The organism is Curtobacterium aurantiacum, assembly GCF_018598555.1.
Lineage (GTDB): Bacteria > Actinomycetota > Actinomycetes > Actinomycetales > Microbacteriaceae > Curtobacterium > Curtobacterium aurantiacum.
The window spans coordinates 45,040-65,442 of sequence record NZ_JAHEWN010000013.1 but is presented as its reverse complement, the minus strand read 5'-3'; the positions used below and the strand labels follow the sequence as shown (position 1 = coordinate 65,442).

The following is a 20,403-nucleotide window of genomic DNA, read 5'->3' as shown; positions in this document are numbered from 1 at the left end:
GAGCGGTGAGCGCGACGACCGAACCCCTGCACATCGGGCTGGTGTCGCTGCACACCTCCCCCGGAGACGAACCCGGCTCGGGCGAGGTCGGCGGCATGAACGTCGTCGTCCGTCACCAGGCCGAGGCGCTGGCCGACCTGGGCCACCACGTCGACATCATCACGCGCCGTTCTGCCCCGACGCAGCCGGACTCGGTGTCACTCGTGCCGGGTGTGTGCCTGCGGTTCCTGTCCGCGGGTCCGGCCGAGCCGGTGCCGAAGGGTGAGCACGACGCCTTCATCGAGCCGTTCCGTCACGAGCTGGAGCAGCTCGGGCCGTTCGACGTCCTGCACTCGCACCACTGGTTCTCCGGCGCCGCTGCGCTGCCCGTCGCCCGTGAGCGCGGGATCCCTCACGTGCAGTCGTTCCACTCGATCGCCGCCGACCCCGAGACGCCGCTGTCCGAGGGTGAGCGCCCCGAGTCAGCCGGCCGCATCGCCGGCGAGGAGCTGCTGGCGCGCGAGTCCGACGCCGTCGTCGTGGTGTCCGAGGCCGAAGCCTCGACCGTGCGCACACGCCTGGGCGGCGACGACGCCCGCATCTGGATCGTGCCGCCGGGGGTCGACGGGTCCGTCTTCCGCCCCGCCGGGGTCGGTGCGCGCCGCGCCGCCACCCCCTACGTCGTCGCGGCGGCGCGCGTGCAGCCACTCAAGGGCCTGGACCTGGCGATCGAGGCGATCGCCGGCATCAGCCTGGAGGCCCGCCCCACGTTGGTCATCGCGGGGGACGCCTCTAGTGAGGCGGGCGACTACGTGGACGAACTGCGTCGGCTCGCCGCCGCGCGGGGCATCGCCGACCGCGTCACCTTCATCGGTCCGCAGTCGCGTGCCGACCTGGCGTTCCTGTTCCGTGGCGCGGCAGCCGTGCTCGTGCCGTCCCACTCGGAGACGTACGGGCTCGTCGCGCTGGAGGGCTCCGCTTCCGGGGTGCCGGTCGTGGCCGCCGCTGCCGGAGGCCTCCGCGAAGCCGTGGTCGACGGGGAGACGGGCGTCGTGCTCGAGTCCCGCGACCCGCACGAGTGGGCGGCGGAGATCGAGCGGATCCTGACGGACGCTCCGTACGCGACTGCCCTCGCCGCTGCCGGCCGGGAGCACGCGGAGCGCCTGAGCTGGGAGCGGTCGGCCGCGGGGCTCGAGGACGTGTACCGCCGGGTGCTCGGCCGCTCGTGAACGGGTCGAGCGACCGGTTCGCCGCGTTCTGGGCTGCGCTCGACGCCGTCCCCGTGGAGCCGGACGCCGAGGCGCTGTACGACGTCGGGACGGCCGAGGGGAGACTCCGACGCGAGAACCTGGCGCGCTACCTGGCCGCCGTCGGTCCCCGGGCAGACATGTTGCTCGTCGCCGAGGCGCCCGGGTGGCGTGGCATGACGAACACGGGCATCCCGTTCACGAGCATGCGGGAGCTGGGATCGGAGTCCCTCGTCCCGCCGGAGCCGACCGCGCCGTGGGAGGCGTCATCCCGCGTCGTGCACGCCGCGCTGGAGGGCTGGCGCGGCGCCCTCCCGGTGGCGTGGGCGATCTTCCCGCACCACCCGTTCGTCGCGCCGGACCGGCTGACGAACCGCACGCCCCGCCCCGGTGAGGTGCGCTCAGGAGCGCCGGTCGCCCTCGCCCTGTTGGATGCCCTGGGCGGCGTCGACCGGGTCCGGGTCGTCGCCGTGGGTCGCAAGGCGCAGGGAGCGCTCGCGCTGGCGGGCATCGAGGCCGTCGCCGTCCGGCATCCCGCGCAGGGCGGTGCGAAGCAGTTCACCGAGCAGCTACGGGCGCTGGACCACTAGCCTGCCGGTCCGCCGTCGACTGGTCGGCTGGTCGGCTGGTCGGCCCGCTCAGGCGGAGCGGACCTCGACACCCTTGGTGGCCAACCGGTCGGTGACGTGGGCGGGCAGTGGCGCTGCCGCGTAGACGGTGCGGAGTTCCGGCAGGTCGAGCAGATCGTCCCAGTTCTGCGGGTCGAAGCGGTCGTCGGAGCCGTCCCAACCGGGGTGCACGTCCTGCAGCACCTCGAGGTCGGAGTCGACGGTGATCTCCGTGACGAGCGACAGGTGCGACGGCAGGAGGTCGAGGTCGTCGTAGTACGCGCGCGCCCGGTCGTCCTGCCCGTCGACGTCGAGGTCCTCGTCGGTCTCGTCCTCGGCGTCCGGGTCGTAGGGGTCGAGGACGTCGAGGTCGTAGCAGAGGACATCGAGCACCAGGAGCTTCGCGTTGAAGTCCGCGAACTCGATGGGCTCCTCGGTGGTGTTCGACTGCTGGTCCATGGCCCGGAGCGTATCCGTCGCCGAGCGACCGTGTTGCGATCGCGAGAAACCTTCCTGTGGGACTGGACAGCAAGGCATCTCGCGCGCAAGGGTGACGCATGGCCACCACCAACACGGACCGCCCACAGCAGGAGCAGCACGAGCTCCGCCGGGTCATCGGTCCCAAGCTCCTGTTGCTGTTCATCATCGGCGACATCCTCGGTACGGGTGTCTACGCGCTCACCGGTCAGGTCGCGGCCGAGGTCGGCGGGGCAGCGTGGCTCCCCTTCCTCATCGCGTTCGCGGTCGCACTGCTGACGGCGTTCTCGTACCTCGAGCTCGTGACGAAGTACCCGCAGACCGCCGGTGCCGCGCTCTACGTGCACAAGGCGTTCGGCATCCACTTCGTCACCTTCATCGTCACCTTCATCGTGATGTGCTCCGGGATCACGTCGGCATCGACGGCTTCGCGGGCGTTCGCGGCGAACCTCGGCGCGGGCTTCGGCATCGAACTGCCGAACGGCGTGGTGATGCTCATCGCCATGGGCTTCATGCTCGCGGTGATGCTCATCAACTTCCGCGGCGTGAGCGAGAGCGTCAAGACGAACGTCGTGCTGACGCTCGTCGAGCTGTCCGGTCTCGTGATGGTGATCCTGATCGGCTTCTGGGCGATCGCGGGCGGCAACGCGGACTTCTCGCGCGTCGTGATGTTCGAGACACCCGAGGACAAGTCCCTGCTGCTGTCGATCAGCACGGCGACGTCGTTGGCGTTCTTCGCGATGGTCGGGTTCGAGGACTCGGTGAACATGGCCGAGGAGACGAAGGACCCCTCGCGCATCTTCCCCAAGATCATGCTCACCGGCATCGGCATCACCGCCGTCATCTACGTGCTCGTGTCGATCTGTGCCGTCGCCGTGGTGCCGATCGGCGAGCTTGCCGGCAACGAGACCCCGCTCGTGACCGTCGTGCAGACGGCGGCGCCGGACTTCCCGATCGCCGACCTGCTGCCCTTCATCTCGATGTTCGCCGTCGCCAACACCGCCCTGATCAACATGATGATGGCGTCGCGCCTGCTCTACGGCATGAGCAAGCAGGGCGTGCTCCCGGGCTTCCTGTCCCGCATCTCCCCCGCACGCCGCACCCCGTCGAACGCGATCGTCTTCACCACGCTCATCTCGCTCGTGCTGATCGGGTGGGTCTCGCTCGACCCGGAGTCGCCCATCGTCGTCGTGCTCGGTGGCACCACCTCGCTGTTGCTGCTGACGGTGTTCGCGGTCGTCAACGTGACCGTGCTCGTGCTGCGCCGCGACAAGGTCGACCACAAGCACTTCCGTGCCGGCGTCATCATCCCGGTCATCGGCATCATCACGTGCCTGTGGCTCGTGCTGCCGTTCTCGTCCGGACGTGACCCGCAGCAGTACCAGATCGCCGGCGCTCTGCTGGCCCTGGGCGTGCTGCTCTGGGTCCTGACCTGGTTCACCCACGGGCGGAAGCAGGCCGAGAAGGCCCCCACCGGACTCGTGACGGAGCCGACGAAGGTGCAGCGCCCGCCGCACGACCGCCGCGACAGCTGATGGACGCCTCGAGCGTCATCTGGACCCTCGTCGTCGCCGTGATCGCCGCACTGTCCCTGTCCGCCGGGGGCTGGCGCCTGCGCCGGGGTCGGGGTCGGGGCCGACAGGACGGTCGCCGCGAGCGGTGATCGCCTTGCACGGATGACCCGTGACGGTTCTGGTTCGCGAAGTCCCCGCTTCGTGAACCAGAACCGTCACTCGTCGTCGGGGATGCACCTTCCCCGCCGCGAGCAACCGGCGGCGAACCGCGAACCGTGAACCGTGAACCGCTGAGCGTGCGATCACGGCGGGGCGCCGCACGCTTCCCAGCGGGCACCCGTACGCTCGTGCTGCTCTTCCCGCTCCGCCCGCCCAGCACCCGCCCAGCCCGTCGAGAGGTCCCGTCATGCACCGCGTCGGCATCACCCTCGCCTCGGTGTTCGGCGCCGGGATCGTGGCGGTCGGCATCGGCGTCGTCGTCCTCGTGGTGATCGCGGTGAACTCCATCGCCGGCATCGCGAAGTCGAGCGCCGCGACCCCGACTCCCGCGTGTCCGGCCGTGTCGTCGAAGACGATCGGCGGGATGGTCGTGCCGGCCGGCCCCGTCGGCGGCTTCTGCCAGGACCGCCTGGTGAACGCCGCGCACGTGATCGAAGCCGCCCGGGCGCTCGGCATCGGGCCGCACACGCAGGCCGTCGGCGTGATGACCGCGATCGGCGAGTCGAGCCTGGTGAACCTGGACCACGGGGACGCCGCGGGCCCGGACAGCCGCGGCCTGTTCCAGCAGCGCGACAACGGCGCCTGGGGCACGTACGAGCAGCGGATGGACCCGTACACGGCCGCGTCGATGTTCTACGCGAAGCTCGTGAAGGTGCCGGGCTGGAAGACGATGACCCCGACGCAGATGGCGCACGCCGTGCAGATCAACTCGGACCCGGACCACTACGCGAAGTCGTGGCCACAGGCGAAGACGATCGTCGAGGAGCTCACCGGCCAGGCCGTGCCGGACACCGCCCCGCAGGGCTGACCGCTCACGAGGCCACCGCATGCGTTTCCTCGTCGAACTCGACGATCGCGGCGCCCCCGCTGTGCACGACGACCTGCGCGCGGAGCCGGACCGACTGCTCGTCGAGGGCACAGGCGCAGGCGTCGACCCACTCCCAGTCGACCGGGTGGAGCCGGTCGGCACCGGGCCGTTCCCACACGAGCACCACGTCGGCGGCACCGAGCTGCGCCACGATGTCCGCGATCAGGGCCGCGAAGTCGTCGACGTGCTCGTCCGGCGAGTACGGCAGGTCGGCGATCGGCAGCAGGAACGGGATCGAGATCCCGCGGTCGTCGAGGAACAGCACCCAGCACTGGCGGCGGAGCGGCCGTTCGACCACGGCTTCGACGAGCTGGACGACGTCGTCGTCGGTGCGGACGGGTTCACGGATGAGGCGGGCGAGCATGTCGGTGTCAGGCATGACTCCAGCGTGGCGACCAGACCACCGCCACCGAGGCGAACCCCGGCTTCTGTGGACAGCTACTCGAACGACACAGGCTGTGGAGGAACGAGCCGTCAGATGCCGTGCGTCACGGAGCTGTCGACGAGCAACAGCGACGCGAAGAACACCGCGACGACCGCCGCCATGCCGACGAGCACCACCGGCCAGGTCAGCCGCCGACGCACGAGCCGCAGCACGCAGACCGCGATCGTCGCGACGAGCACCCCCGCGACGAGGATCGGCCCCACGACGACCACCGAGTCCCCCAGCGTCTCGTTGCAGGTGTTGCCCGGCGCCGCGCACGACACGAACGCGAGCGACATGAGCTTGATGCCCCATCCCGCTGCCAGCGCCTCGACCGTGAGCAGCACGAGCAGGGCGGTGGAAGCGACCACGTCGGCGACGCGGCTGCGACCGGCCAGGGGGTGGCGGGCCTCCCGACCGAAGCGTGCCGGGCCGGACCCGAGCGGATCGAGGCCCGCCCCGGCACCGGGCCCGGGTGCCGGACCGGTCTGCCGCGCGGGCGCGCCCATCAGGAGCGCCGGCCGCGCGTCGACCAGAGGGCGAGCGCGACGAGGAGGGGCTGACCGAACAGGCGGACGAAGCGCTTCTCGTCGCTGTCCAGACCGAAGGCGTCACGGCGGTTGACCCACTGCGACAGGTTGCCGGGGAAGATCACCGTGAAGAACAGGGCCGCGACCGTGCCGACGACGCGGCGGGCCCGCTTCGGAGCGAGCACCAGGGCCGAGCCGAGCGTGATCTCCGCGACACCGGACGCGAGCACCGTGGTGTCGTCGTCGAGGGGCACGAAGTCGGGGACCTGGGCCGTGAACTCCCCACGCGCGACGGTGAGGTGGCTCGTGCCCGCGACGACGAGGACCAGGCCGAGCAGGACGCGGAAGACGGAACGCATGCCCCCATGGTGCCCGTTCTGACCGACGCCTGCCCGCGTTGCGCGGCCTGGACGCGCACGAAGCGAGGTTCACTCGCTACATTCAGACGCATGGGAGCAGTCGCTCGGGACCACGAACCGCCGGCAGCCCCGGCGACGTTCGCGGTGTTGCTCGGACCGGTCGCGTTCTACCTCGGCATCATCGTGCCCGCGCAGTCGACCACCCGGCACGTGCTGCTCGGTGCGGTGTTCGGGCTCGTGTGCGTGCTGAGCGGGTGGCGGGCGATCCGGATCGCCGGCCGTCGTCGTGCGGTGCGGGTGTGGTCGTGGATCGGCATCGTGATCGGCGGCGCCGGACTCGTCATGCTCGTGTGGCAGGTGCTCGTGATCGTGACCGGCGGCGCGTTCCCACCGCCGTTCTGGTCGCCGTACGCCAACCGCTGACGCGGTCCGGACTGGAGGCCCGGGTCGGGTCCGCCCCGCCGCGCACGACCCTGGTCGGTCCGGCTCGGAGCCACCCGGCGTCGCGACGCCGGGTCACCAGCCGAGCGTGCCGGGCGCTCCCTTGAACGGGCCGACGACGTCCGCCGTTATCCAGCCGCCGTAGAAGTCGCCGTCCTGCGCCTGGACTCGTTCGCCGCCGACCTCGCAGGAGTCCATCGCGGACGGGTAGATCGCGACGCGTTCCCGCAGCGACCCGTAGCCGGGAACGGGCGTCGGGTAGTTCCAGGCGGCACGGCTCGCGACCGTGCCGTCACCGCCCACGACGTCGAAGTAGCGCGCGAGCCCCTTGAACTCGCACATGCTCGAGCCGGACGCCGCGACGAGCGCCCCCTCGGCGAGGTCGGCCATCGGCAGGTAGTAGACCGGCGGGTGCGAGGTCTCGAGCACGCGGACGGCGTCGGTCGTGTCCGCGACGACCGTGCCGCCGAGGCGGACGACGACGCGGGCGGTGACCGGCTCGACGGCGGGCGGGCGGGGGTAGTCCCAGACGGATTCCTGGCCGGGGCCGGGCTCGGTCCTGTTCGGGTGGCGCATGCTCCAGGTCTACGCGGGCTGCCTGCGGTCCGGCCGCGTGCGTGGGGCGGTGGCGGGGCGCGTTCGTGCGGGTCGGGCTGTTCTTTCGCGCTCAGCGACAGTTCACGGGCCCGGCGGCGCGAGGACTGTCGCCCAGCACGAAACCTCGCCCGGAACCGCGCAGCCCGCCGCGTGCGCCACGTGCGCGGAATCGTCTCCGGGTGCACCATGGGCGGGTGACGACGACGACACGCACCCTGTTCCGACGGAAGCCCATCGAGACGATCGATGACGAGGCCGGGGGCGAGGGCGGCCTGAAACGGCACCTCGGCCTGTGGCAGCTCACCGCGATCGGCATCGGCGGCATCATCGGCGCCGGCATCTTCACCCTCGCCGGCACCGTGGCGAACGGCGTCGCCGGACCCGCGGTCCTGATCAGCTTCCTCGTCGCCGGGGTCGCGAGTGCCGCCGCAGCGCTGTCGTACGCCGAGTTCGCCGGGCTCATCCCGAAGGCCGGCAGCGCGTACACGTACGGTTACGCGGTGCTCGGCGAGATCGTCGGCTGGTTCATCGGCTGGGACCTGCTGCTCGAGTACACCGCGATCGTGGCGGTGGTCGCGATCGGTATCTCCGGGTACGTCGGGTTCCTGGTCGGCCAGTTCGGCATCGACCTGCCCGCCTGGATGCTCGGCGCACCCGGCACGGGCGAGGGCCACGTGGTCGACGTGTTCGCGATCATCCTGTGCCTGCTCACCGCGTTCGTGCTCACCCGTGGCATCCGCAGCGCCGCCCGGTTCGAGTTCGTCGCCGTCGGCATCAAGGTGGCGCTCGTCGTGCTCATCGTGGTGCTCGGGGTGTTCCACATCAACAGCGCGAACTACTCCCCGTACTTCCCGTTCGGCTTCGGCGGCGTGATGACCGGTGCCGCGACCGTGTTCTTCGCCGTGTTCGGCTACGACGCGATGTCCACCGCGGCCGAGGAGTCCACCGACGCCCGCAAGCACATGCCGAAGGCGATCCTGCTGTCCCTCGGCATCTCGATGGTCCTCTACGTCCTGGCGACGATCGTGCTGACGGGCATGCAGGACTACAAGGACATCGACCCGGCGTCGGGCTTCTCGTCGGCGTTCGCGTCGGTCGGACTCGGCGGGGTCGCGAACATCATCGCGATCGGGGCCATCGTCGGCATCGTCACGGTGCTCGTCACGTTCATGCTCGGCGCCTCGCGCGTCTGGTTCTCGATGAGCCGCGACGGCCTGATGCCGAAGTGGTTCGCGAAGACCGACCCGAAGCGCCACGTCCCGACCCGGGTCACGTGGATCCTCGGCATCGCGTCGGCGGTCCTCGCCGGTGTGCTGCCGATCGGCGTGGTCGCGGAGCTGACGAACATCGGCATCCTGCTCGCGTTCGTGGTCGTCTGCGGCGCCGTGATCGTGCTGCGCTACCGGCAGCCCGAGCTCGACCGGCAGTTCCGGCTGCCGTTCATGCCCGTCATCCCGATCATCGGCGTCATCGCGTCGCTGTGGCTCGTGACGTTCCTGCAGTGGGAGACGTGGGTGCGGTTCGGGATCTGGTTCGCGATCGGCCTCGTCGTGTACTTCGCGTACTCGCGGAAGCACAGCAAGCTGGCCGAGCCGACGAAGCGCTGACGCCGCGGCGACGCCGGCAGCGCCCACGCCCCTCAGCGCCGCAACGTCTCCCGCGGGTACTCCCCGAACCGGTTCGCGTACACCGAGGCGAACCGCCCCATGTGCGCGAAGCCCCAGCGCCGGGCGACGTCGGCCACCGAGGTCGCCTGCGGGTCGAGGATCCGCAGCTCCTCGTGCACCCGTCCGAGCCGCACCTCGCGCAGGTACGTCATCGGCGAGCGCTCGAACGCCCGCTGGAACGACTCCTGGATCCCGCGGATGCTGAGACCGGCGGCCTGCGCGATGTCGGCGACGGTGAGCGGCTGGTGGGCGTGCGCCTGGATGAACTCGACCGCGGCACGGAGCCGTCCGTCGCTCCGGGTGCCGTAGCCGGCGGGGAACCGCTCGGCCTGCAGCGGGTACATGCGGAACAGTGCTCGGGCGACGTCGCGCTGGGCCTCGTGCCAGGCGAGGGACCCCTCGCCCTCCTCGCGCAGGGCCCGCAGCGCTCCCGACACCGCGGTCCGCCACAGGCCGACTGCGGCGGGGTCCGGCGCTGCGGCGGTGTCGAACGCCATGGTGCCGTCGACGAGGTGGTTCTCGGCGGCGACGTCGAGCACGAGGTCGCGTCGGAGGTGCACCAGGCGCTGGTCCCAGTCCTGGTACTCCATCTCGAACCGGCGCTCGACGGGGAACATCGTCGGCACGCCGGGCTGCATGCGGACCTCGTCACGGCCGACGTCGACGCGCGCTTCACCGCGTTCGAGCCACTGGACGACGACCTCGCCCTCGGTGGCGACGTCGCCCCGCAGGTACCCGTGCATCTGCGAACGGCGGATGCTCAGCCGTTCGTCACCGACGCCGACGTACTTGAACCAGTAGTCCTGGTCGAGTGCCCGGGAGTACCAGGCCTTGCCCGCGTACATGCCGGCGAGCGAGTTGATGGCTTGGTCGGTGTCCTGGCCGGCCACGGCGACGAGCGAACGTGGCTGGGCGGGCCGTGCAGCAGGATCGGAACCCGGAGCGGGCGCCTGCGACTCGGTCGTGTCGGTCATCGGAACACCTCTCTCTCCTGGAGCAGAGCGGTGCGGTCACCTCCGGGTGGTCCCCAGCCTGCTCTCTCACGCTAGGGAGCAGTGGGTTGTCGTACAACCAGGTTGCGCTCTGCGGCCTAACGGCCGGACCAGCGGACCCAGCCGTGCACCTGCGCTGCTGCGCTCTCGAACGACGAGTGCCCACCGGTCAGCGAGTGGTCGGGGGAATCGACGTTGTACGTGTCGGTCCGGGTGATGTCGCACACGACCTCGGCGTCGAGCCACCCGTTCCAGTGGTCGGCGGAGTCGCGTACCCACCGCAGTCGGTCCGGCATGCGTTTCCAATCGGTTCGGCGGATCGCAGTCGTCGCGATCCGAGTTGGACGGTAGTCCTGTCAGATGTTCGTCGCACAGGGTGGCGGCGGGGATCGTCGGTGGTGACTGGCACGATGGTCACGTGCCAGCCGCCCCGATGATCGACGCCGTCGACGTCATCCGCTTCGTCGGGCCGCAGACCTTCGGTCGCGCACGCGACGTCGTCCGCGCCGGTCTGGTCGACGACGCCACCTGGCACGACGACGACGGCACGGTCACCGCGGTCGTGTCCGGCACCGCCGACGACCCGTACGAACTCCGCGTGGACACCACCCCGGCGCGCGGCGACTTCGTCCGCCCGGTCCGCAGCACCTGCAGCTGCCCCCTCGGCGGGGACTGCAAGCACGTCGCGGCCGCGCTCCTCACCATCAACGCCCGTGCCCTCGCCGCGAACGCCGGCCCACGTCCGGAAGCGCCGGCTCCGCCGCCGTCTGACTGGAGGCACGACCTCGCCCGCCTCGCCGGTGACGACGAGCGGGCTCCCACCTCGCAGGGCACGCGGATGGGACTGCAGTTCGAGTTGCGTGACGCGGTCCCCGCCAAGCTCGCCTCGCGAGCCCGTGCGGCCGGCCGCGCCCTGCCCGCACCGTCCCGCAGTGTCCGACTCGGGGTCCGCCCGGTCACACGCAGCGACGCCGGCAACTGGGTGCGCGGGCAGCTGACCTGGGGCACGCTCCCCTACTCGCAGAACCGGCTCGGCGTCGGTGCCGAGCAGCACGCCTGGTTCCTGCAGCTCGCCGCCCTGCACCGCGCCGGGCAGCTCGCCGGGCTCCCGGGTGAGAGCGACTGGCTGCACCTCGACGACTTCCGGAGCCCGCTGCTCTGGCCACTCCTGCAGCAGGCCGCGGCGCTCGACATCGCGTTCGTCACGGGCAAGCGCGAGGGCGGAGCGGTGCTCGGAACGCAGGCCCAGGTGCTGCTCGACGTCGCCCGGCGCGACGACGCCGTGGTGATCGGCGCGAGTGCCGTGCTCGACGGCCGGCCCGTGGTGCCCGGTGCCGCGCGGATGATCGGCGACCACGGCGTCTACGTGTTCCGCGAGAGCCCCGAGTTCACGGTCGCCGTCGCCCCGACCCCGGCGCCGGTGCCCGAGGACCAGCGCCGCATGCTCGTCGAGGGCACCCGGATCACCGTGCCCACCGCCGAGGTCGACGAGTTCCTGGCCGACTGGTCGCCCCGGTTGCGCGGTGCCCTCGGCCTGGTCAGCTCCGACGGCTCGGTGGAGCTGCCCGAGCGCACCCCGCCCGAGCTCGTCCTGACCGCGACGTTCGAGCCGGCCCGGGCGCCGCGCACCGACGACCGCGTGCACCTGCACTGGCGCTGGCACGTCGACGGCCGGAAGGACCCGGTGTCCCTGCACGGCCCACTCCCCGACCTCTCCGGGCTCCGTGCCGCCGACGATCCAGCCGGCACCGACGAGCAGGCCGGCAACGACGACGCACCCGTGGCGGAACCGACCACGGCGGTGGAGCCGACCACGTCGACGACGCCGGCCGACGACGCGACGCAGGCCGGGCCTCCCGTCCGCCCTGCCGGACCCGGTGGCGGACTGGACTGGTTCCAGGACGGCGCCATCGACGGGGCCGACGTCGCGGTGTTCGCGAACGAGTTCCTGCCCGAGCTGCCGTCGCTCGGCGTCCGCACCGTCGTGCAGGGCGAGCGCCTCGACTACGAGCGGCTGAGCGGTCGGCCGCACATCCGTGTCACGACGATGCCGTCGGACAAGCACGACTGGTTCGACCTCGGCATCATCGTGAGCGTCAACGGCAAGCAGATCCCCTTCACACCGCTGCTCACCGCGCTCGCGGGTCGGCAGCGACGACTCAAGCTCGTCGACAACTCGTACCTGTCGCTCGCCGACCCCGCGTTCGACCGGCTCAAGGAGCTCATCGACGAGGCCCGCGACCTGGACGAGTGGGAGCCCGACCAGCCGATCGCCGTCACGCCCCTGCACGCCGGGCTGTGGTCGGAGTTCGACCTGCTGGCCGACGAGACCTCGCACGACGAACGCTGGCAGGCGATCGCCTCCGGGCTGCTCGGGGCGACTCCTCCGGGTGACGTCCCCGTGCCGGACACCGTCCACGCCGACCTGCGGCCGTACCAGCACGCCGGGTACGCGTGGCTGTCGTTCCTGGTGACGCACGGCATCGGCGGGGTGCTCGCCGACGACATGGGCCTCGGCAAGACGCTGCAGGTGCTCGCGATGGTCGCCGCCCGTCGCGCCGCGGAGCCCGCCGCTCCCCCGTTCCTGGTCATCGCACCGACGTCGGTCGTCGGCAACTGGGCCGCCGAAGCCGCCAAGTTCGTGCCGTCGCTGCGGGTCGCGACGGTGACCTCGACGTCGTTGAAGGACCCGGGGCTCGTCGCGCGGACCGCCGCAGCGTCGGACGTCGTCGTCACCTCGTACGCGTTGCTCCGGCTCGACGCCCGCGCCTGGACCGACCTGCCGTGGTCGGCACTGGTGCTCGACGAGGCCCAGTTCGTGAAGAACCCGCAGTCCCAGACCCACCGCGTGGCCTCGGAGCTGCAGGCACCGGTGAAGTTCGCGATCACCGGCACCCCGCTCGAGAACGGCCTGACCGACCTCTGGGCACTGTTCCACATCGTCGCGCCGGGGCTGCTGTCCACCTGGACCCGGTTCGGCGACGACTACGTGAAGCCCCTCGCCTCGCCCGAGCTCCGCGGCGAGGCCCGCCAGGAGCTCACCGCGCGACTGCGTCGACGGATCCGGCCGCTCATGCTCCGCCGCACGAAGGAAGCCGTCGCCGCCGACCTGCCCCCGAAGCAAGAACAGGTCGTCCGGGTCACGCTCGACCCCGCGCACCGCGAGCTGTACGAGCGCACCCTGAACCGGGAGCGGTTGAAGGTCCTCGACCTGATCGACGACCTGTCCAAGAACCGGATGATCGTGTTCCGGTCGCTGACGCTGCTGCGGATGCTCGCGCTGTCGCCGGCGCTGGTGTCGTCCGGGGTGTCCGGGTCGGCGTCGTCGGACTCGCCCCTGTCGCCGTCGACGCCGATCCCCTCCGCCAAGCTCGACCTGCTGCTCGACGAACTCGAACAGCTCGCCGCCGAGGGCCGCCGCGCCCTGGTGTTCAGTCAGTTCACCTCATTCCTGCGGATGGTCTCGGATGCCCTCGACGCCCGGGGCATCGGCTACGAGTACCTCGACGGTTCCACCCGCAAGCGCCCGGAGGTCATCGAGCGCTTCCGGCAGGGCACCGCCCCGGCGTTCCTCATCTCGTTGAAGGCCGGCGGGTTCGGGCTCACCCTGACCGAGGCGGACACCGTGTTCGTGCTCGACCCGTGGTGGAACCCCGCCGCCGAGTCCCAGGCCGTCGACCGCACGCACCGCATCGGGCAGACCCGGTCGGTGAGCGTCCAGCGGTTCATCGCCGAGGACACCATCGAGGAGAAGGTCCTCGCCCTCGCCGCCCGCAAGGCCGAGCTGTTCGCCACGATGATCGACGACGACGCCCTGTTCGCCGACGACCTGACCGCGGACGACATCCGCTCCCTGCTGACCTGAGCCGCACCCGCACCACCGTTCCGCCGTTCCGCCCGCACCACCGTTCCGCCCCGCACCACCTGGAGTCCCACCGCATGACGTCCCGCCGACGCCGCAGCCACATCACCCTGACCTCCGTCATCGTCGTCCTGGCCCTCGCCGTCGGCGGCTACGCCCTCGACGCGACCGGCCTCCTCGGCCCGGACGCCGACGCCGCGGGTCCGTCCGCTGCGGGCACGACCGCTGCGGACGGTCCCACGGCCGTGGAGACGACCACGATCGGAGCGCAGCAGGCGTCGTCGGGGGCGAGCCCCGCCTCCAGTCCGACCGTCAGCCGCGGAACCGACGCCGACGCCGTCCGCGCACGTGCGCTGCTCGCCGACCTGCCCGTCAAGGGCAAGGCGGCCGGCACGGGCTACGACCGCACGGGAGACTTCGGCAGTGCGTGGCTCGACGTCGACCACAACGGGTGTGACACCCGGAACGACGTCCTCGCCCGCGACCTCGCCGGCATCACCCGCGAGGGCCGCTGCAGGGTCCTCACCGGCACCCTCGTCTCGCCGTACACCGGTGCGACGGTGGACTTCGTGCGCGGCAACACGACCTCGACGCTCGTGCAGATCGACCACGTCGTCGCGCTCGAGAACGCCTGGCGCACCGGAGCCCAGCGCCTCACCGAGACCGAGCGGCAGGCACTGGCGAACGACCCGGTGAACCTGTTCGCCGTCGACGGGCGGTCGAACTCGCAGAAGGGGTCCGGCGACGCGGCGACCTGGCTCCCCGCGAACAAGGCGTTCCGCTGCACCTACGTCGAGCACCAGGTCACGGTGAAGGCGAAGTACCGCCTGTGGGTCGCTCCGGCGGAGCGGGACGCGATGGTGCGGGTGTTGGACGCCTGCTGACGCCCGGTGGTCCGGCGCCGCTGGGCGTCAGCCTGGAGGCCCGGCGCACCTCCGCCCCGCGTGGCAGGCTGCGGGCATGGCTGAGCAACTCACGGTCCCGCAGGCGTTCGCGCTCCTCCAGGTCGAGCCCGACGGGCGCCACGCGCTCGATGGGCAGACGCTGGACACCGGTCTCGCTGGCGCGGTGCTCGCCGACCTCGCCCTGCGCGGTGCCGTCTCGCTGCAGGACGGGCTCGTCACCGTCGTGGACGGTGCCGCCACCGGTGACCCTGTGCTCGACGGCGTGGTCGGTTCGATCGCCGCGTCGGGTGCGCCCCGCAAGGCGAAGTGGTGGGTGAGCCGGCTCGGCAAGCGCCAACTCCGCGACGACGTGCTCGCCGGACTGGTGGCGGACGGGGTCCTCAGCGTCGAGCAGGGCAAGGTCCTCGGGATCTTCCCCACCACGAAGCACGCGGAGCGCGACGGCGCCCCGGAGTCCCTGCTGCGGTCGGGCATCGCCGACGTGTTGGCACGCCGGGCGGGTCCGACGCCGTTCTCCGCCGCGGTCATCGGCCTGCTCGACGCGACGAACACCCTGCGCAAGCAGTTCGGTGCGGTCGACAAGGACCTGGTCAAGGAGATCACCTCGGGCACCTGGGCGAGCCCGGCGGTGAAGGCGGTGCTCGAGGAGATCGAGGCCGCGACGATGGTCGTGATCATGGCGGCGACCGCGGTGACGACGACCTCGATCGTCACCAGCTGAGGCTCCCGGAGGAACGGCTCGACCCCGCCGTTCCCACAGTCCGTGACAGCATGGCTGGTGACACCCTGGAGGGGAACGCATGAGCACCAACGAGCAGCACGGGTCGGCCTTCGGCCGTGGCGTCGATCGGACCCCGCCCTCGGCGGCCACCGAACTGCGTCGGCGGATGGCCGCCTCGCCCGCGGGCTTCCTGCGGAGTGCCGCCTGGGTCCCGTGGAAGCCGGAAGGCGACCCCGAGGGTGGCAGCGTCACCCACGTCATGATCCGTGACAAGCCGTTCGTGCCGGTGTTCACCGACCCGGCCGAACTCGCCGCTGGGCTGCCCGACGCCGAGGGGCGTCCGGTGCCGATGTCCGAGCTCGTGACCGCACTGCCCGAGCAGTTCGGCATCGTGGTCGACCCCACCAGTGCGGCCGAAGCGAACTTCCTGCACGCCGACGTCCTCGCCGAGATGCGGGCGCAGATGCAGGGTGGCGTCCCGGCCAGCGACGACTGACTCGCTCCGTCTCACCGTCCGCTCCGGGCGAGTGCGGGGCATCCCGCTCGGTGACGGTTCTGGTTCGCGATCCTCGGGCTTCGTGAACCGAAACCGACAAGCGGCTCGCGCTCACCCGCCATGCTCCGCGACGACGACAGTCATCGCTGCAACGCCTTCCAGCACTGTCGCGATGAACAGCACGATCGTGACGACTGGCTGGCGTCGCGTCAGGATCCCGACGCCGCCCCGATCACCGCCAGCGTCAGCGCGAGAGCGATCGCTACCGCTGCGGCCGTCCCGAGTGCGACGAGCCACCCGAACGGCCGCTTCCGACGGACCTTGGTTGCGAGGACCCCGCCTCCCGTGCACAGGACGACGAGGACGATCGCCTCGACCACTGCGGTTTGGACCCCCATCGATCGGTTGCACACGCGCGTCGAGGACTCCCAGTCGCACCCGTACTGCGACATCGTCCCGAGGACCCAGCCGAACATCACCGCGAAACCGCTGAGCATCGCGATGACCACGAACAGGGCGATGGTGACGACGAGGTCAACCGTCCAGACCGCGTTCCCCTTCGGTGCCGCGACCGGGTTTGGCGCTGGCCCTCCGGCCGGCAGCGGTCCTTGCGCTCCTGCAGACATCGTCCCCCACTCCCCTGGCCCCCTCGGCCGTCTGCAGCCTAGAAGACTCGGCGCGCCGACTCGGTCAGCGAGCCGGCTCGACGAGCTCGATGAAGCGGGACAGCAGGGACAGGCCCGCGATCGACGGCGGCAGCCCCGTGGTCAGCGCCGGCGAGTGCACGAGGTAGGCCGCCCACTTCGCCCGCGAGATCGCCACGTTCAACCGGTTCGGCATGAGCAGGAAGTCGAGTCCGCGCGGGATGTCGGCCGCACTCGACGCCGCCAGGGAGACGATCGACACGACGGCTTCACGGCCCTGGAACAGGTCGACGGTGCCGACCTGGGTGCCGGTGAAGCCCGCGCGGTCGAGCTCCTGCCGGATCAGTGCGCCCTGCGCGTTGTACGGCGCGACCACGATGACGTCCTCGTCGGTCAGGTCCCGGGTGTCGGAACCGTCGGTCCACGTGCGGCCGACCACGTCACCGACGAGGGCGACGACCCGGGCGGCCTCTTCGGCGGACGACGTCGTGTTGCCCGTGTGCACGACCGGCACGGGGTGCACCCCGGCGTCGATGCCGTCGAGGTGCCGCCCGGAGACCATCGAGGCCAGCTGCCCGTCGTAGGACAGGGCCGAGACGGACTCGGTCAGCGCGGGCTCCATGCGGCGGGTGCGGGCGAGGAAGTACCCGAACTCGGGCGGCAGGACGTGCTGTCCGTCGGCGAGCCAGCCCAGCGAGGACTCGTCGACGGGCTCCGGGTGCGAGCCCTGCGACACCTGGGGCAGCTGCTGGGGATCACCGAGCAGCAGGAGCCGGGTCGCGGCGACCGTCGAGGCGATGGTCGGAGCGAGGGAGAACTGTCCGGCCTCGTCGACCACGAGCAGGTCGAGAGATCGACGCTCGATCGTCGACTCGTTCGCGAACGTCCACGCCGTGCCACCGACGACACCGCCGGCGCCGGAGGCCTCACACGACGACAGGAACGCGGCAACCGCGGCACCGTTCTTCACCGGGGTCCAGGCTGCGGCGTCGAGCTCGTCCTCGGTCGCGCCGGACTTCGGCACCTTCACGACCCGGTCCGCGGGGACGCCGGCCTTGACCACCGAGGCCAGGAAGTTCTCCGACGTCGCGTGCGACTGCCCGACGACCCCCACGCGCCAGCCGTACTCGCGAACGAGTCGGGCGACGACGTTCGAGCCGACGTAGGTCTTGCCCGTGCCGGGAGGGCCCTGGATCGCCAGGTACGACCGGTCGAGGCCGAGCAGGGTCGACACCACGGCCGACACCGTGTCGTCGCCCTGCACCGGGACGATCGGGCCACGTGGGGGCACCCGGCGCAGAAGGTCGAGCGCAGGGTCGGGCAGCATCGCCGGCAGCTCGTCGAGCACGGCCTGGCCCCACCACGCGATCGCCTCGGGCTGGGGCTTCGCTCGGGGCGGCGCCGACGGGGCGAGTGCCACGGGGAACTCGTGGTGCGGCTCGCCGCCGACGGGCAGCCCCTCTTTCACGAGCACCTCGACGGCATCGCCGTTGTCCCACACGTCCACGATCACGGCGCGCGACGACGCACCCTTCGACCCGGGGCCCGGAATAGCGACCGATGGCGGAAGTGGGTCGTCGTAGACCAGGTGGGGCGTGCCTCCAGGCCGCAGCCGCGAGCCGGGCGCGAGCGTCCCCGACAACCGGAGTTCCCGCGACTGCGAGCGGGCACGCGGCAGCGTTTCCCAGTCGCGCTCGACGGACGCACGCTCCACGACCAGGACGTCGCGGGTGTCGGCCCAGTCGTCGACCGGGTTCCGCAGGCGGTCGAAGTGGTCCTGCCAGAAGGTCTTGGCCTCGCGGCGGTGGTAGTCGATCGCGGCTGCGGCGAGCGCCAAAGCGGTCTGGTCCGGGGTGCGGTCGAGGGCGTCGACGTCCTCGAGCTGCGCGGCCAGGGCGACGTACACCGGGTTCGGCTCGCGCTCGACGGGGATCGGTGGGACCTCGAGCTCGAGCGCCGGGTCGGCCGCGTCGGGGTCGTCGGCGCGCAGCGAGCGGAGCCAGTCGCGCAGGCGCAGGGTCGAGCGGCAGTCGTAGGCGTTGTAGTCGGCGACCTGGTCGAGCATCCGCTGCCCCTCGGCGGCGTCGCCGTTCCGGAGTTCCTCGATCGCGTCGACGTAGGCGGTGATGCTGTCCGCGGCGTTCGTGACGTCGCTCTCGCGCAGGTCCGAGCCCATGTACAGCGGTTCGAGCTTCTTGATCGAGTAGCTGTGGCTGCCGACGACCAGGGCCTTGCGGACGATCGGGTACAGGTCGACCAGGACCCCGGCGCGCAGCAGGTCATCGACGGCCTCTTCACCCACCCCGTGCCGGGCGGCGAGCGACAGCAGGTGCGTCCGCTCGTAGGCCGCGTAGTGGTAGATGTGCATGCCGGGGTACCGCTCGCGCCGCTCGTCGATGAAGGCGAGGAAGTCCACCAACGCCTGTCGTTCGTCGCGGATGGTGTGCGCCCAGAATGCAGTGAACTCGGCGTGGTCGTCGACCAGGCCGAACAGGTAGTCGAGTCCCCAGTGCACGCCGTCCTCGGTGTGCAGCGGGTCGCCCTCGAAGTCGAAGAACACGTCTCCCGGGTCGGGCGCCGGGATCGCGTCGAGCGCGCGGGCGTCGAGGACCTCGAAGCGCGGCCTCACGGGCTGACCCGGCCCGTCGGCGCCTGTCCGTCGGGCGTCTTCCGACTCGATCTGGAGGCTCGCCTGGCGTACCAGCCGATCCTGCGTCGCGCGGGACAAGCCCGGTACTGCCCGGGTGCAGACCGCCAGGTCGTCGATCGTCCGCACCTCGTGCTTGATCAGCTTCGCCCGCTGGTCCAGGCGCATGCCGGCGACGAGGACGAGGTCGCGGTGCTCGGCGACCTGGGTCGAGCAGATCGCACAGCGCCCGCAGCTGGAGTACCGCGGGTCACCCCACTGCAGCGACTCGTCGGCAGCGATGCGCTCGGCGATGACCCGCTGCAGTTCGGCGCGCTGCGTGCGGTACACCGGCGCGATGTCGGCGAGGTCGTGTGTGGTCGTCGTCCGGTCGCCGAGCACCAGGTGCACCTGCTGCCCGGTGGGGATGCCGTGCGCCTGCATCTGCTCGGCATAGGCGGCGAGCTGCAGCAGGGCGCTGATCTTGGCGTGCCGAGCGAGCTTGGTGTCGTAGACCTCGTACTCGCCGCGGTCGTTGCGGATGATGAAGTCCGCGAAGCCGATGAACCCGGGGGCGTCGGCCGTCGGCGCTGCGTGGAACGTCGGTTGGTACAGGACGTCGGCACCGTCGGCGAAGGCCTGTCGTGCTTCGGCTGCGGCGTGTGCGTAGTCCGGTGGGGCGGGGCGGTCGAACTCGACGACGTCGCGGGTCTGGCGCAGGATCTCGAGGTAGTCGAGTTCGTGCTGGTCTCCCAGCCGTGCGGTGCGCTCGAGCATGTCGTCGTGCACGTCCGGCAGGGCTTCCCCGCGACCGAGCTTGGCGTCGAGGCGGCGCAGGAACGCCCACTCGCAGGCCGACCACGTGCTCAGGTCACTCGGGCTGAGCAGCACGTGCCCGTCGACGCCGATCTGCATGCGCTCCCCCTTGCTCTCCGGTGCGCTGAAAGCCTAGGGGCGGGCGCTGACACCGAACCGTCCGGGTCGCGCGGCGGTCACCGGATCGGTACGAACCGCGGCCCGTCGTACCCGTCGCGCGTGACGTGCGCGGTGAAGTCGGCGAGCGAGCGCACCCAGTGCCCGCGTTCGCCGTACAGCGCCTGGTACACGACCACCGGCTCCTCGGTCTCGACGTCACGGGCGACCAGGACCACCTCGTAGTCGTTGCCCTTGAAGTGTCGGTAGCGGCCCGCGGTCACGTCGTCAGTCACGCGACCGAGGGTACGGCCC

Annotated in this window: 21 protein-coding genes; 11 read left to right on the top strand and 10 right to left on the bottom strand. The window is 71.3% G+C overall.

The features are described from left to right. Positions 1–5 precede the first annotated feature (5 nt). A complete protein-coding gene (locus KK087_RS12440) occupies positions 6–1,208 on the top strand; it encodes a glycosyltransferase (RefSeq protein WP_214565681.1) in 1,203 nt (400 codons plus the stop codon). Beyond that, entirely contained in the window at positions 1,205–1,816 is a 612-nt protein-coding gene (locus KK087_RS12435; protein WP_214565679.1) for a uracil-DNA glycosylase family protein, read from the top strand. Before KK087_RS12440 ends, KK087_RS12435 begins: the two co-directional genes overlap by 4 nt. A 48-nt stretch (positions 1,817–1,864) precedes the next feature. Here the strand turns inward: KK087_RS12435 and KK087_RS12430 are convergent, their stop codons facing one another. Beyond that, on the bottom strand, positions 1,865–2,293 hold the full coding sequence (locus KK087_RS12430) for a DUF6892 domain-containing protein (protein ID WP_214530177.1): 429 nt from the start codon (positions 2,291–2,293) through the stop codon (positions 1,865–1,867). Between the two features lie 98 nt (positions 2,294–2,391). On the opposite strand from KK087_RS12430, the gene KK087_RS12425 reads away from it, so the two are divergent. The 3 genes from KK087_RS12425 to KK087_RS12420 all read left to right on the top strand — a co-directional run bounded on the left by KK087_RS12425 (position 2,392) and on the right by KK087_RS12420 (position 4,852). Then, on the top strand, positions 2,392–3,846 hold the full coding sequence (locus KK087_RS12425; RefSeq protein WP_214565677.1) for an APC family permease: 1,455 nt from the start codon (positions 2,392–2,394) through the stop codon (positions 3,844–3,846). After that, complete coding sequence (locus tag KK087_RS17680) at positions 3,846–3,974, top strand: hypothetical protein (protein ID WP_284732980.1); 129 nt, start codon at positions 3,846–3,848, stop codon at positions 3,972–3,974. The genes KK087_RS12425 and KK087_RS17680 overlap by 1 nt, the downstream gene beginning before the upstream one ends. A gap of 257 nt (positions 3,975–4,231) precedes the next feature. Beyond that, the gene (locus KK087_RS12420) at positions 4,232–4,852 is read left to right on the top strand and encodes a hypothetical protein (protein WP_214565675.1); all 621 of its coding nucleotides are present in this window, start codon (positions 4,232–4,234) and stop codon (positions 4,850–4,852) included. A gap of 4 nt (positions 4,853–4,856) precedes the next feature. Here the strand turns inward: KK087_RS12420 and KK087_RS12415 are convergent, their stop codons facing one another. From KK087_RS12415 to KK087_RS12405, 3 genes are all read right to left on the bottom strand, one after another. Further along, positions 4,857–5,291: a hypothetical protein gene (locus KK087_RS12415; RefSeq protein WP_214565673.1), complete on the bottom strand. Its 435-nt coding sequence runs from the start codon at positions 5,289–5,291 to the stop codon at positions 4,857–4,859. A gap of 95 nt (positions 5,292–5,386) precedes the next feature. Beyond that, a complete protein-coding gene (locus KK087_RS12410) occupies positions 5,387–5,845 on the bottom strand; it encodes a DUF6264 family protein (protein ID WP_214565671.1) in 459 nt (152 codons plus the stop codon). Beyond that, on the bottom strand, positions 5,845–6,225 hold the full coding sequence (locus KK087_RS12405) for a DoxX family protein (protein ID WP_214565670.1): 381 nt from the start codon (positions 6,223–6,225) through the stop codon (positions 5,845–5,847). Before KK087_RS12405 ends, KK087_RS12410 begins: the two co-directional genes overlap by 1 nt. 90 nt (positions 6,226–6,315) lie before the next feature. Here KK087_RS12405 and KK087_RS12400 point away from each other — a divergent pair, with 90 nt between their 5' ends. Further along, the gene (locus tag KK087_RS12400; RefSeq protein WP_214530171.1) at positions 6,316–6,648 is read left to right on the top strand and encodes a hypothetical protein; all 333 of its coding nucleotides are present in this window, start codon (positions 6,316–6,318) and stop codon (positions 6,646–6,648) included. Positions 6,649–6,741: 93 nt separating this feature from the next. Here the strand turns inward: KK087_RS12400 and KK087_RS12395 are convergent, their stop codons facing one another. Further along, positions 6,742–7,242 carry a DUF427 domain-containing protein gene (locus KK087_RS12395; protein ID WP_214545238.1) on the bottom strand — a complete coding sequence of 167 codons (501 nt, stop codon included), beginning with the start codon at positions 7,240–7,242 and terminating at the stop codon, positions 6,742–6,744. A 215-nt stretch (positions 7,243–7,457) separates the two neighbouring features. Between KK087_RS12395 and KK087_RS12390 the strand changes: the two genes are divergently transcribed. Continuing rightward, complete coding sequence (locus KK087_RS12390; RefSeq protein WP_214565662.1) at positions 7,458–8,870, top strand: amino acid permease; 1,413 nt, start codon at positions 7,458–7,460, stop codon at positions 8,868–8,870. Between the two features lie 32 nt (positions 8,871–8,902). Here the strand turns inward: KK087_RS12390 and KK087_RS12385 are convergent, their stop codons facing one another. Both KK087_RS12385 and KK087_RS12380 read right to left on the bottom strand, forming a co-directional pair. After that, entirely contained in the window at positions 8,903–9,904 is a 1,002-nt protein-coding gene (locus KK087_RS12385) for an AraC family transcriptional regulator (protein WP_214565660.1), read from the bottom strand. Positions 9,905–10,020: 116 nt separating this feature from the next. Beyond that, complete coding sequence (locus KK087_RS12380) at positions 10,021–10,218, bottom strand: hypothetical protein (RefSeq protein WP_214530165.1); 198 nt, start codon at positions 10,216–10,218, stop codon at positions 10,021–10,023. 122 nt (positions 10,219–10,340) lie between these two features. On the opposite strand from KK087_RS12380, the gene KK087_RS12375 reads away from it, so the two are divergent. The 4 genes from KK087_RS12375 (at position 10,341) to KK087_RS12360 (ending at position 15,906) form a co-directional block, all read left to right on the top strand. Next, positions 10,341–13,787 carry a DEAD/DEAH box helicase gene (locus KK087_RS12375; RefSeq protein ID WP_214565658.1) on the top strand — a complete coding sequence of 1,149 codons (3,447 nt, stop codon included), beginning with the start codon at positions 10,341–10,343 and terminating at the stop codon, positions 13,785–13,787. Between the two features lie 74 nt (positions 13,788–13,861). Then, complete coding sequence (locus KK087_RS12370) at positions 13,862–14,668, top strand: HNH endonuclease family protein (RefSeq protein WP_250901069.1); 807 nt, start codon at positions 13,862–13,864, stop codon at positions 14,666–14,668. A gap of 76 nt (positions 14,669–14,744) precedes the next feature. Next, the gene (locus tag KK087_RS12365) at positions 14,745–15,410 is read left to right on the top strand and encodes a GOLPH3/VPS74 family protein (RefSeq protein WP_214565655.1); all 666 of its coding nucleotides are present in this window, start codon (positions 14,745–14,747) and stop codon (positions 15,408–15,410) included. Between the two features lie 79 nt (positions 15,411–15,489). Next, complete coding sequence (locus KK087_RS12360) at positions 15,490–15,906, top strand: SseB family protein (protein ID WP_214565653.1); 417 nt, start codon at positions 15,490–15,492, stop codon at positions 15,904–15,906. Positions 15,907–16,115: 209 nt separating this feature from the next. Here KK087_RS12360 and KK087_RS12355 read toward each other — a convergent pair whose 3' ends face one another. From KK087_RS12355 to KK087_RS17675, 3 genes are all read right to left on the bottom strand, one after another. Then, the gene (locus tag KK087_RS12355; RefSeq protein WP_214565651.1) at positions 16,116–16,532 is read right to left on the bottom strand and encodes a hypothetical protein; all 417 of its coding nucleotides are present in this window, start codon (positions 16,530–16,532) and stop codon (positions 16,116–16,118) included. 64 nt (positions 16,533–16,596) lie between these two features. After that, positions 16,597–20,091, bottom strand: a complete 3,495-nt coding sequence (locus KK087_RS12350) for a TM0106 family RecB-like putative nuclease (protein WP_214565649.1) — start codon at positions 20,089–20,091, stop codon at positions 16,597–16,599. Between the two features lie 77 nt (positions 20,092–20,168). Beyond that, on the bottom strand, positions 20,169–20,384 hold the full coding sequence (locus KK087_RS17675; RefSeq protein ID WP_307860058.1) for a DUF1653 domain-containing protein: 216 nt from the start codon (positions 20,382–20,384) through the stop codon (positions 20,169–20,171). Positions 20,385–20,403: the final 19 nt, after the last annotated feature.

What these genes read in the sequence shown, in the direction of transcription:
- KK087_RS12370 (WP_250901069.1), top strand. Translation starts at nt 13,862, where the DNA reads ATGACGTCCCGCCGACGCCGCAGCCACATCACCCTGACCTCCGTCATC.
- KK087_RS12430 (WP_214530177.1), bottom strand. Translation starts at nt 2,293, where the DNA reads ATGGACCAGCAGTCGAACACCACCGAGGAGCCCATCGAGTTCGCGGAC.
- KK087_RS12385 (WP_214565660.1), bottom strand. Translation starts at nt 9,904, where the DNA reads ATGACCGACACGACCGAGTCGCAGGCGCCCGCTCCGGGTTCCGATCCT.
- KK087_RS12400 (WP_214530171.1), top strand. Translation starts at nt 6,316, where the DNA reads ATGGGAGCAGTCGCTCGGGACCACGAACCGCCGGCAGCCCCGGCGACG.
- KK087_RS17680 (WP_284732980.1), top strand. Translation starts at nt 3,846, where the DNA reads ATGGACGCCTCGAGCGTCATCTGGACCCTCGTCGTCGCCGTGATCGCC.
- KK087_RS12395 (WP_214545238.1), bottom strand. Translation starts at nt 7,242, where the DNA reads ATGCGCCACCCGAACAGGACCGAGCCCGGCCCCGGCCAGGAATCCGTC.
- KK087_RS12405 (WP_214565670.1), bottom strand. Translation starts at nt 6,225, where the DNA reads ATGCGTTCCGTCTTCCGCGTCCTGCTCGGCCTGGTCCTCGTCGTCGCG.
- KK087_RS12350 (WP_214565649.1), bottom strand. Translation starts at nt 20,091, where the DNA reads ATGCAGATCGGCGTCGACGGGCACGTGCTGCTCAGCCCGAGTGACCTG.
- KK087_RS12410 (WP_214565671.1), bottom strand. Translation starts at nt 5,845, where the DNA reads ATGGGCGCGCCCGCGCGGCAGACCGGTCCGGCACCCGGGCCCGGTGCC.
- KK087_RS12380 (WP_214530165.1), bottom strand. Translation starts at nt 10,218, where the DNA reads ATGCCGGACCGACTGCGGTGGGTACGCGACTCCGCCGACCACTGGAAC.
- KK087_RS12420 (WP_214565675.1), top strand. Translation starts at nt 4,232, where the DNA reads ATGCACCGCGTCGGCATCACCCTCGCCTCGGTGTTCGGCGCCGGGATC.
- KK087_RS12425 (WP_214565677.1), top strand. Translation starts at nt 2,392, where the DNA reads ATGGCCACCACCAACACGGACCGCCCACAGCAGGAGCAGCACGAGCTC.
- KK087_RS12355 (WP_214565651.1), bottom strand. Translation starts at nt 16,532, where the DNA reads ATGTCTGCAGGAGCGCAAGGACCGCTGCCGGCCGGAGGGCCAGCGCCA.
- KK087_RS12365 (WP_214565655.1), top strand. Translation starts at nt 14,745, where the DNA reads ATGGCTGAGCAACTCACGGTCCCGCAGGCGTTCGCGCTCCTCCAGGTC.
- KK087_RS12415 (WP_214565673.1), bottom strand. Translation starts at nt 5,291, where the DNA reads ATGCCTGACACCGACATGCTCGCCCGCCTCATCCGTGAACCCGTCCGC.
- KK087_RS12360 (WP_214565653.1), top strand. Translation starts at nt 15,490, where the DNA reads ATGAGCACCAACGAGCAGCACGGGTCGGCCTTCGGCCGTGGCGTCGAT.